The sequence below is a fragment of the Corallococcus sp. AB049A genome, from assembly GCF_003668885.1.
GTDB classification, from domain to species: domain Bacteria; phylum Myxococcota; class Myxococcia; order Myxococcales; family Myxococcaceae; genus Corallococcus; species Corallococcus interemptor.
On record NZ_RAWL01000326.1, the window covers coordinates 1 to 9,974 of the forward strand.

10 protein-coding genes are annotated in these 9,974 nt (G+C 69.9%); 8 read left to right on the top strand and 2 right to left on the bottom strand.

Features of this window, described 5'->3' with window-relative positions:
- The first annotated feature begins 163 nt into the window (after positions 1–163).
- The 4 genes from fsa to D7X55_RS28395 all read left to right on the top strand — a co-directional run bounded on the left by fsa (position 164) and on the right by D7X55_RS28395 (position 4,045).
- Entirely contained in the window at positions 164–829 is a 666-nt protein-coding gene (fsa, locus tag D7X55_RS28380) for a fructose-6-phosphate aldolase (RefSeq protein ID WP_120551127.1), read from the top strand.
- A 140-nt stretch (positions 830–969) separates the two neighbouring features.
- Positions 970–2,106 carry an acyl-CoA dehydrogenase family protein gene (locus tag D7X55_RS28385; protein ID WP_120551128.1) on the top strand — a complete coding sequence of 379 codons (1,137 nt, stop codon included), beginning with the start codon at positions 970–972 and terminating at the stop codon, positions 2,104–2,106.
- A 131-nt stretch (positions 2,107–2,237) separates the two neighbouring features.
- A complete protein-coding gene (locus D7X55_RS28390; RefSeq protein ID WP_120551129.1) occupies positions 2,238–3,035 on the top strand; it encodes an electron transfer flavoprotein subunit beta/FixA family protein in 798 nt (265 codons plus the stop codon).
- A 44-nt stretch (positions 3,036–3,079) separates the two neighbouring features.
- On the top strand, positions 3,080–4,045 hold the full coding sequence (locus D7X55_RS28395; protein ID WP_120551130.1) for an electron transfer flavoprotein subunit alpha/FixB family protein: 966 nt from the start codon (positions 3,080–3,082) through the stop codon (positions 4,043–4,045).
- A gap of 68 nt (positions 4,046–4,113) precedes the next feature.
- On the opposite strand, the gene D7X55_RS28400 is transcribed toward D7X55_RS28395, so the two are convergent.
- Positions 4,114–4,668: a cytochrome c oxidase assembly factor Coa1 family protein gene (locus D7X55_RS28400; protein WP_121724690.1), complete on the bottom strand. Its 555-nt coding sequence runs from the start codon at positions 4,666–4,668 to the stop codon at positions 4,114–4,116.
- Between the two features lie 113 nt (positions 4,669–4,781).
- Between D7X55_RS28400 and D7X55_RS28405 the strand changes: the two genes are divergently transcribed.
- The 4 genes from D7X55_RS28405 to D7X55_RS28420 all read left to right on the top strand — a co-directional run bounded on the left by D7X55_RS28405 (position 4,782) and on the right by D7X55_RS28420 (position 8,476).
- Complete coding sequence (locus D7X55_RS28405) at positions 4,782–5,759, top strand: GNAT family N-acetyltransferase (RefSeq protein ID WP_121724691.1); 978 nt, start codon at positions 4,782–4,784, stop codon at positions 5,757–5,759.
- A gap of 89 nt (positions 5,760–5,848) precedes the next feature.
- On the top strand, positions 5,849–6,772 hold the full coding sequence (locus D7X55_RS28410) for a DMT family transporter (protein WP_233610119.1): 924 nt from the start codon (positions 5,849–5,851) through the stop codon (positions 6,770–6,772).
- 75 nt (positions 6,773–6,847) lie between these two features.
- Complete coding sequence (locus D7X55_RS28415; protein WP_121724692.1) at positions 6,848–7,822, top strand: MBL fold metallo-hydrolase; 975 nt, start codon at positions 6,848–6,850, stop codon at positions 7,820–7,822.
- Between the two features lie 36 nt (positions 7,823–7,858).
- Positions 7,859–8,476 (top strand): MOSC domain-containing protein, encoded by a 618-nt coding sequence (locus tag D7X55_RS28420; protein ID WP_120551134.1) that lies wholly within the window; start codon positions 7,859–7,861, stop codon positions 8,474–8,476.
- A 14-nt stretch (positions 8,477–8,490) separates the two neighbouring features.
- Here the strand turns inward: D7X55_RS28420 and D7X55_RS28425 are convergent.
- Positions 8,491–9,974 (bottom strand): DUF3943 domain-containing protein (locus D7X55_RS28425; RefSeq protein ID WP_233610120.1); only part of this gene is annotated, 1,484 nt, incomplete at its 5' end.

Genomic DNA, 9,974 nt, shown 5'->3' on the forward strand with positions numbered 1-9,974 from the left:
GGAGATGTGTATTGGAGACAGGTGGAGCGGGGAGCGCGGGCCATGGCTGGGCGCTACCTCTACTCCAGCCTCCGCGTGGGCGGCCATCCTTGACGCATGGGGGGGCCTGGGCTACGGCCTGCCCGCCCGGCCGCCCGTGGCCGGAAAAACCCAAGGGGACGGCATGAAGTTCTTCATCGACAGCGCGGACGTCGGCGAAATCCGCAAGGCCCACGAGATGGGCTGCGTGGACGGCGTCACCACCAACCCGTCACTGCTGGCCAAGGTCGGCCGCGGGCTGGACGAGACCATCCGCGAGATCTGCTCCATCGTGGACGGTCCCATCAGCGCCGAGTGCGTCTCGCTGGAGGCCCCGGACCTCATCAAGGAAGGCAAGGAGCTGGCGAAGATCCACGACAACGTCGTCGTGAAGATCCCCATGGGCGTGGAGGGCATGAAGGCCGTCAAGGCGCTCACCGCCGAGGGCATCCGCACCAACGTCACCCTCTGCTTCTCCGCCAACCAGGCCCTGCTGTGCGCCAAGGCCGGCGCCACGTACGTGTCGCCCTTCGTGGGCCGGCTGGATGACATCTCCCAGGACGGCATGGAGCTCATCGCCCACATCCTGGAGATCTACCAGAACTACGACTTCACCACGCAGGTGCTGGTGGCCAGCGTGCGCAACCCCGTCCACGTCCTCCAGGCCGCGCGCCTGGGCGCGGACGTCGCCACGCTGCCCTTCAACGTCATCACCCAGCTGGCCAACCACCCGCTGACCGACGCGGGCATCAAGAAGTTCCTCCAGGACTGGGAGAAGGTCCCCAAGCAGGGCAAGCCCGCCGGGAAGTAACCGCCCGGCTGCTCCCCCTGCCGTTCCGGTGTGCCTGGAACGACGGGGGGACCCTCGCGGGGGCTGGCGCCAGGACGGCGGGAGCGGTATGGCAGGAGGAGCGGATTGATATTTGAATCAACCCTTCCGGAGCCCCGCCCATGGACTTCCAGCTCAGCGAAAACCAGCGCGCCTTGCAGGATGCCGCGCGCAAGTACGCCCGTGACGTGGTGCGCCCCAAGGCCCCGCACTACGACGAGACCTCCGACTTCCCCAAGGACCTCATCTCCGCGGCCTTCGAGCTGGGCCTGCTGAACATGGCCATCCCGTCCGAGTACAACGGCGTGGGCCTGACGCACCTGGAGCAGGTCATCGTGTGCGAGGAGCTGGCGTGGGGCTGCGCGGGCGTGGCCACGTCCCTCATCGCCAACGACCTGGCCAACCTGCCCATCATCCTCCACGGCACGGACGACCAGAAGAAGCGCCTGCTGGCCCCCTTCGGGGAGAAGCTCAAGCTCAGCTGCTTCTGCCTCACGGAGCCCTCCGCGGGCTCCGACGTGGCGGCCATGGGCACCACCGCGCGCCGCGAGGGTGACGAGTACGTCCTCAACGGCAGCAAGTGCTTCATCACCAACGCCGGCTACGCGGACCAGTTCACCGTGTTCGCCACGCTGGACAAGGGCAAGAAGCACAAGGGCATCACCTGCTTCGTCGTGGAGGGCCGTCCGCAGGGGCTCACCACCGGCAAGCACGAGAACAAGATGGGCCAGCGCGCCAGCAACACCACCACCGTCACGTTCGACGAGGTGCGCGTCCCCGTCGCCAACCGCATCGGCGAGGAGGGCGAGGGCTTCAAGATCGCCATGGCCACGCTGGACAACAGCCGCCCGCTGACGGCGAGCATCTCCATTGGCATCGCCCGCGCGGCGCTGGAGCACTCGCTGGAGTACTCCGCGCAGCGCCACACGATGGGCAAGCCCATCCGCGAGCACCAGGCCGTCCAGTTCATGCTGGCGGAGATGGCCATGAACACCCACGCCGCGCGCCTGCTCACCTACGAGAGCGCGCAGGTGCTGGACGAAGGACAGCGCAACACCCTCCAGTCCAGCTATGCGAAGTGCTTCGCCGCGGACATGGCCATGAAGGTCGCCACGGACGCCGTGCAGGTGTTCGGCGGCTACGGCTACATGAAGGAATACCCCGTGGAGAAGCTGATGCGCGACGCCAAGCTCATCCAGGTCTACGAGGGCACGAGCCAGGTGCAGCGCCTGGTCATCGCGAAGGAACTGTTCAGGTAGAAAAGCAAAACTGTGCCCGGCGGGGCTTTCCCGTTGCCGCCGCCGTGTGCGGATGTCTATTACTCCGGCCCTGATGCGCGATGCGTCAAGCGCCCTGATTTCCAAACCTCCCCACTGAGGAGAAGCCCGCCGTGAAGATTCTTGTCACCGCCAAGCGCGTGGAAGATCCCGAGTCGAAGATCAAGGTGAAGCCGGACGGCTCGGACATCGTGAAGGAGGGGTTGAAGTACAAGATCAACCCCTTCGATGAAATCGGCGTGGAAGAGGGCCTGCGCCTCGCGGCGAAGCACACCGGCGAGGTGGTGGTGGTCTCCATCGGCGGCAAGGAGGTGCAGGAGCAGCTGCGCCACGCGCTGGCCATGGGCGCCAACCGCGCCATCTGGGTGAACCACACGGGCCCGCTGGATCAGCTGGGCATCGCGGGGCTGCTCCAGAAGGTCGCGGAGAAGGAGAAGCCGGACATCGTCCTGCTGGGCAAGCAGTCCATCGACGACGACCAGAACCAGGTGGGCCAGTACCTGGCGGAGTTCCTGGGCTGGGGCCAGGCCACGTTCGCCTCCAAGGTGGAGTCGCTGGAGAGCGACCAGGAGAAGAACAAGGTCCCGGCGGTGGTGCTGTCCGCGGACAAGAAGAGCGTCCAGGTGGTGCGTGAAGTGGACAACGGGCTGGCGACCCTGGAGGTCCAGCTGCCCGCCATCGTCACCACGGACCTGCGCCTGAACCAGCCGCGCTACGCCAGCCTCCCGGGCATCATGAAGGCGAAGAGCAAGCCCATCGAGGAGCTGACCCCGGCGGGCCTGGGCGTGGACGTGGCCCCGAAGATCCAGGTGCTGAAGCTGGCGTCGCCTCCGCCGCGCAAGGCGGGCATCAAGGTGCCGGACGTGGCCACCCTGGTGGAGAAGCTCCACAACGAGGCGAAGGTCGTCTGACCGCCGCTGCCAACCCTTCCAACGATTCCGGAGACAGACACACCATGTCCATCGTCCTCATCGTCGCCGAGCAGCAGCCGGACGGGAACCTGCGCAAGGCCTCCCTGAACGCCATCGCCGCAGGCAAGCAGCTGGCCGACAAGGCCGGCGCCGAGCTGCACCTCGTCCTTCTTTCCAAGGACCCGTCCAAGCTGGCGGAGGAGCTCAAGGGCTCCGGCGCCAAGGCCATCCACACCGCCGCCGCTCCCGAGTTCGAGCACTATCTGGCGGAGGTCTACGCCCCCGTCATCGCGGGCCTGGCGCAGGAGCTGAAGGCCACCTTCGTGGGCGCGGCCTCCACGGCGCAGGGCAAGGACCTGCTGCCGCGCGTCGCCGCCCGGCTGAAGGCCGCCATGGCCACCGACATCACCGCCATCAACGGCAGTGGCGCGGACATCACCTTCACCCGCCCCATGTGGGCCGGCAACGTGTTCGCCGAGGTGAAGCTGTCCACGCCGGTGCAGGTCATCAGCATCCGCGCCACGGAGTTCAGCGCGGCGGAAGGCGCGGGCGGGTCCGCGGAGGTGAAGTCCTTCCAGCCGAAGCTGGAGGCCTCCAAGACGAAGTTCGTGTCCTTCAACGAGGTGAAGAGCGCCCGTCCGGAGCTCACCGAGGCCAGCGTGGTGGTCTCCGGTGGCCGCGGCACCAAGGGTGACTTCAAGGAAGTGGAAGCGCTGGCGGACCTGCTGGGCGCCGCGGTGGGCGCGTCCCGCGCGGTGTGCGACGCGGGTTGGGTTCCCAACGACCTGCAGGTCGGTCAGACGGGCAAGGTCGTCGCGCCCAAGCTGTACATCGCCGCGGGCATCAGCGGCGCCATCCAGCACCTGGCCGGCATGAAGTCCTCGAAGACCATCGTCGCCATCAACAAGGACCCGGAGGCGCCCATCTTCCAGGTGGCCGACTACGGCCTCGTGGACGACCTCTTCAAGGTCCTGCCCGCCCTGCGCGAGGGCATCCAGAAGCTGAAGTAGTCCGCTTCTGACCGTCGTACCCGAGGGGCGCGTCACCGGATTCTTCCGGGGCGCGCCCTTCGTCACGTCTACAGCTCGATGTCGTGGTCGCCGCCGGGCTTCTTCTGGGCGGGCGGCTCGGAGGGCTCGGGCTCCAGCTCGTGGGGCACCTCCTCGTCCGGGACTCCTTCGGAGGGCGTGTCCTCCGTGTCGAGCAGGTCGATGCGCTGTCCGTCCTGCACCTGGACGTAGAGGGTGCGGAAGGTCCACGCCTCGCCGTTCTTGTCCGCCACGGCGTGCAGGGTGCCGTCCGCCTTGGGGCCATCCAGCGGGACGACGAACTCCGCGTGGGTGCGGCCGTTGACGCTGCTCACGGACGTGTTGCTGGGGAAGCCCGCCTTGAAGGTGCCGCCCAGCGCCTTCTGCACGTGCGGATCCTCCTGGGCCTCCGTGATGGCGTCCGTGTACGCGCCCATGTCCTTGAAGGACGAGTAGCCCCAGCCCACGGCGATGGCCGCGAAGCAGAAGCACGAGCCCACCATCCCCAGGCAGCCCACGGGCACCGCCCACTTCCAGTTGCGGTTCCACCATCCCTGGCGGGGGACGGGGGCGTAGTCACCCTCGGGACTCGTCTGCGGCGGCATGGGCCCTCCTGGCCTGGACCTGGGGCCGTGTCATAGCCGGTTCCGGACGAAGCGGAAGCAGGGCCTGCACCCGGGGCGGGTTTCGGGGGCGCCTTCATGACAGAGTGGGCGCCATGCCCTCTGGTGGCGTCTCGACGGCCGAGCTCGCGGACCTGCTTGCGGCGCTGCCCTTCGGCCACCGGCTGTGGGTGCGCGGCATGGGGCGGTGTCTCTACCCGCTGTTGCGCAGCGGGGACGCGGTGCGGCTCTTGCGCTGCGGACCGGAGCGGCTGGCGCGCGGGGACGTGGCGCTGGTGCGGCACGGGCCCAGGCTGGCCGCGCAGGTGGTGCTCTCCACCCAGCCCTGGGTGACGGAGTCGCTGCTGGGTGGCACGCCCGTGGCGGGCGGGGAATTGGTGGGGCGCATCATCGCGCTCAAGCGCGGGCGCTGGGTGATGCGGCTGCCCCGGCCCACCCGGCCGGCCCTGTTCCTCCTGCAGCGCACCCTGTCCGGCGTGTGGACGAAGCCCGGGTCCCGGGCGGTGTTCCGCCACCTGCGCGACCTGTTCTCCGGGTGGACGAAGCCCATCCGCCGCCAGTTCGTGGGCCCGCTGGAAATCCGGCTGGTGCGCCCGGACGACCTGGACGCGCTGCTCGCCTTCGCCACCGAGCGGCTGGTGGTGTCCGGCACCTTCCTGCGCCGGCAATTGCGCGACCGCTGGGGCCTGGCTCCGGAGCGGCGCGTGGGGGCGGCGGCGGGCGCCTTCGACGCGCAGGGGCACCTGCTCGGCTTCGCGTGGGCGGATGACTACCACCAGGAGGGGCTGGCGCTGGACGGCTTCTGGGTGCGCTCGCTGGTGGTGTCCCCGAAGGTGCGGCGCATGGGCGTGGCCACCGCCCTGGTGCGGTGCCTGGTGGAGGAGATGTCCCGGCAGGGCGCGGACCGGCTCCAAGCGGACATCGACGAGGACAACACCGCTTCCCTGCGCACCTTCTCCGGCCTGGGGTTCCGCCCGGCGCCCCAGGCGCTGACGGACGCCACCAACCAGCAGTGGGACGCGGCCGGGGGCAGCAAGCGGCTGGTCGTGCTGGTGCGCCCACTTCCGGGCTGACGCCGGGCCTGGGGGTTGCGCACGTGTTGGGGCTGGGCCAAAGGGCAGGGCGTCCTGCTTCATGGCGTGGGCAGGGAAGGGTGGAGCCGGTGTCTGAAGGGCCTGAGGGTGCGCGGTGGAAGGCGGACGGGGCGCTGTTGCTCCTCACCGTCTTCTGGGGGTTGACGTTCGTGGTGGTGAAGGACGCGCTCGCGTTCGCGGATCCGTTCACCTTCCTCACCTTGCGCTTCATCGTGGGCGCGGCGGTGCTGGCGGCCATCGCGCGCGGGCGGATGCTCGCGCCCGGCATCGTGCCCAAGGGGCTCTTGCTGGCGACGGTGCTCTTCGTGTGCTTCGCGCTCCAGACGGTGGGGCTCCAGACGACCACGCCGTCGCGCGCGGCGTTCCTCACCGGCCTGAACGTCCTCTTCGTTCCGCTGTTGTCCGTGGTGCTGCTGCGGCGCCTGCCCCGGTGGGGCACCTCCGTGGGCGTGGTGCTGGCGGCGGTGGGCTTGTACTGGCTGACGCGGCCCACCGGCGGTGAGACCCTGCCCGGGGACACCGGCGGGCTGCACCTGGGGGACTGGCTGTCCATTGGCTGCGCGCTGGCGTACGCGGGGCACATCCTGCTCACGGAGCGCTTCGCGTCGAAGGACAACGCGCTGGGCCTGGTGGCGGTGCAGCTGGTGGGCGTGGCGGTGCTGTCCGCGCTGTGCCTGCCCTTCGTGGAGCGCAAGCTGGAGTGGAGCCAGCCGCTGGTGGTGGCGGTGCTCACGTGCGGCGTGCTCGCGAGCGCGGTGGCCATCCTCGTCCAGACGTGGGGCCAGGCGCGCACGAGCGCGGTGCGCGCGGCGCTCATCTTCGCCATGGAGCCGGTGTTCGCCTCCGTCTACTCCGTCGCGGTGGGCCGCGAGGTGCTGGGCATGAAGGAGTGGCTGGGCGGCGCGCTCATCGTCGTGGGCGTCTTCGCGTCGGAGCTGGGCACGGTGGTGTGGGACGGATGGCGGGCACGGGGCCGCACGCCCGCTGCCTGAGCATGCGGCGCCTGCGGTGGGGTGCCCGGCGGGCGGCGCGAGCGGCCGGGCCGCGCTATAGACAGCGCCCATCCCATGAGCGTGGAGCTGAGACGCAACGGCCTGCACCTGACGGGCACGCCCCTGTCGCTGGACGCGAAGCGCAAGTCGCCGCTGTCCTTCGTCAGTCATGGGCACTCGGACCACATCGCCCGCCATGAGAGCACCATCGCCACCCAGGCCACGCTGCGCTTCATGGCGCACCGGCTGGGCCCGGTGGCGGCCCCGCTGTCCGTGCCCTTCCGCCGCCCGTTCGAGCTGGGCTCGCTGCTGTTGGAGCTCCTGCCCGCGGGCCACATCCTGGGCAGCGCGCAGCTGCGGGTCACCCGCGCGGACGGCAAGCGCATGGTCTACACGGGGGACCTGAACACCGCGCCGTCGCTCACCGCGGAGGCCACGGAGGTGGCCACCTGCGACACGCTGGTCATCGAGTCCACCTTCGGTCACCCGCGCTACCGCTTCCCGCCGCGCCCGGAGGTGATGGGGCAGGTGGAGACGTGGCTGCGCGCGCAGCTGAACCGGGGCGTGACGCCGGTGCTGCTGGGCTATCCGCTGGGCAAGAGCCAGGAGGCGATGAAGCAGCTGGCCCTGCGCGGCTTCCAGCTGGTCGCCCATCCGTCCATCTTCGAGGTCGCGGAGCTGTACGCGGAGCTGGGCGTCCCCATCGAGAACCTGCGCCGCTACGACGGCCGCGTGGAGCCCGGTGAAGTGCTCTTCTTCCCGCCGCACCTGGCGCGCGGCGGGGCCCTGGCGCCGCACTGGCCCCGGGCGACGGCGGTGCTCACCGGCTGGGCCATGGACCCGGGCGGCGCGCGGCGCTACGGCGCGGACGTGGCGTTCCCGCTGTCGGACCACGCGGACTTCCCGTCGCTCATGCGCTACGTGAAGGACACCGGCGCGCGGGACGTCATCACCTGCCACGGCTTCGCCGAGGAGCTGGCCCAGGCGCTGCGGGACGCGGGCACGGACGCCCGCCCGCTGGGCAAGCCACAGCAGATGACGCTGTTTTGATTTTGGCGCGTCCGCGTGTTGGAACGGGCGCCCGATATGCCCACTCCTGCCCCCTCGCTGACCGGACACCTGGCCAACGTGCTGCTGTGCACGGACGCTGAACCCAAGCGCTTCGTCACCCGGGAGGTCCCGGAGGTGACGGTGGACTTCGCGGGCATCGTGGGGGACCGGCACGCGGGCCTCACGCGCAAGGCGGACGTGCGCGCGCCGTGGTTCCCCAAGGGGACGCTCATCCGCAACACCCGGCAGCTCTCCATCGTGTCGCGCGAGGAGCTGGTGGAGGTGGCGCGCACGCTGGGCGTGCCGCACGTGCTGGCGTCCTGGCTGGGCGCGAACCTGGAGCTCGTGGGCGTGCCCAGGCTCACGCACCTGCCGCCGGGGACGCGGCTGTTCTTCCCGGAGGAGGCCACGCTGGTGATGGAAGGGGAGAACCAGCCCTGCGTGGGGCCCGGCCGCGTGATTGAGGCGCACCACCCGGACATGAAGGGGCTGGCGGGCCGCTTCGTGAAGGCCGCGTGGCAGAAGCGCGGACTGGTGGGCTGGGTGGAGCGCCCGGGCCTCATCCGCGCGGGGGACGAGGTGCGCGTGATGCTGCCGCCGCCGGTGACGTACTCGCTGCCCTCCGCGCCATCCAAATCCGAGGCGGTGGGCTGAGCGTCCTTCAGCCTTCAGTGCAGGGACAGGAAGAGGCGCAGCTGCCAGGTGTCCTTCGTCACGGCGGGGAAGGACTCGAAGCGGCTGTGGCGCCGGAAGAAGTTCAGCTGCGAGCCCATCCCCAGTTGCTTGTACACGGGGAGGTCCACCTGGAGCTGGGCCTGGTGCACCCGGTGCGCGCCGCCCGAGCCGTCCACCACGAACACGTGCTCGGCGTCCGCATCCAGCGTGAGGACCTCCCAGTCCTCGCGCAGGTAGGCCATGTGGAACTGGAAGCCCACGCCGGGGCCGTAGTCGTAGTCTCGGCCCTCGCTCTCGTCGCTGCCGTTGTGCTCGGAGGAGACGCCGGTGATGAGGCTGCCGTCCGCGAGCAGCGCCGTCCTCAGCCGGGCGCGGTTGGCGAACTTGTGCTCGTGCAGGAAGCCCGCGTTCAGGAACTGGCCGCCCACTTCATACGCGAGCGTGTCCGTGTAGCTGAGCTGCTGGAACAGGCCCAGGCGCACCTCGTCGTGCTCGGTGTTCCAGAGCGTGGCCTTCGCGAGCAGGCCCTGCAGCCGCGCGTTGGTGACGAGGCTGGTCTCCCGTGAGGTGAACTGGACGCGCGCGTTGAAGGCGTCGAAGGGGCGGTGGTGCGGGCCCCGGTACATGTCGCCGTAGCGCAGGGTGCCCTGGATGAAGAATTGATCCTCCCCCCAGGCCAGGGACTTGCCGTCACCCAGCTTGAGGTAGCCCAGGCTGGCCCAGCCCGCGATGTCGTCCGGCCACCACTCCGTGGGCGAGGCGCCGTGGTAGTTCACGTCGCCGCGCAGCACGCGGTTGAGGCCGCGCACGGGGCTCAAGACGCCGGCGGTCAGCTCGCGCACGAAGCGCTGGCGGCCCCGGGCCTCCGTGTCCAGCACCAGCGAGGACAGCCGGTAGAGCGCCTCGCCCATGGCCACGCCGCCCACGGTGGTGTTGATGAGATCATTGGCGGACGGCGGCTCGTTCTCCGCGAACAGCTCCCACTGCAGGCTGCCCAGGAACGTGAGCGCCACCGCGGACTCGTACTCCAAGCCGTTGTCGCGCGAGGCCGTGTAATAGAGGCCGCCGTGGTACGGGTGCGCGAACTGGTTGGTGGAGAAGCCGTCCTGGTCCCAGACGAAGCCCGTGCGGAGGTTCTGCTTCCAGACGGCGGGAGAGATGTACGCCCAGTCCTTCTTCGCGATGTAGCGGTCCCACGTCCAGACGAACAGGTTGATGGCCGTGACTTCACCCAGCGCGAGCCACGGGTGGGGCCCGGGGTCACTCCGGATTTCGTCCTCGATCAGGGGCGCATCCTCCACCAGGGAGAGGGGCGCCTCGGCCGCGGGAGTGCAGGGGGCCCACTGCGTCTCCTGCCCGGGTGAAAGCTGGGCCGCGCAGAGGGCCATGACGTTGGCCGGAACGGAGCGCACCAGGTCCTGGGGCGAATCGTCCGCGAACGCAGCGCCCGCGAGCAGGGCACACGCCAGCGCCATGC

Coding starts and splice junctions, on each gene's coding strand:
- fsa (WP_120551127.1), top strand. CDS start 164: ATGAAGTTCTTCATCGACAGCGCGGACGTCGGCGAAATCCGCAAGGCC.
- D7X55_RS28385 (WP_120551128.1), top strand. CDS start 970: ATGGACTTCCAGCTCAGCGAAAACCAGCGCGCCTTGCAGGATGCCGCG.
- D7X55_RS28395 (WP_120551130.1), top strand. CDS start 3,080: ATGTCCATCGTCCTCATCGTCGCCGAGCAGCAGCCGGACGGGAACCTG.
- D7X55_RS28400 (WP_121724690.1), bottom strand. CDS start 4,668: ATGCCGCCGCAGACGAGTCCCGAGGGTGACTACGCCCCCGTCCCCCGC.
- D7X55_RS28405 (WP_121724691.1), top strand. CDS start 4,782: ATGCCCTCTGGTGGCGTCTCGACGGCCGAGCTCGCGGACCTGCTTGCG.
- D7X55_RS28415 (WP_121724692.1), top strand. CDS start 6,848: ATGAGCGTGGAGCTGAGACGCAACGGCCTGCACCTGACGGGCACGCCC.
- D7X55_RS28420 (WP_120551134.1), top strand. CDS start 7,859: ATGCCCACTCCTGCCCCCTCGCTGACCGGACACCTGGCCAACGTGCTG.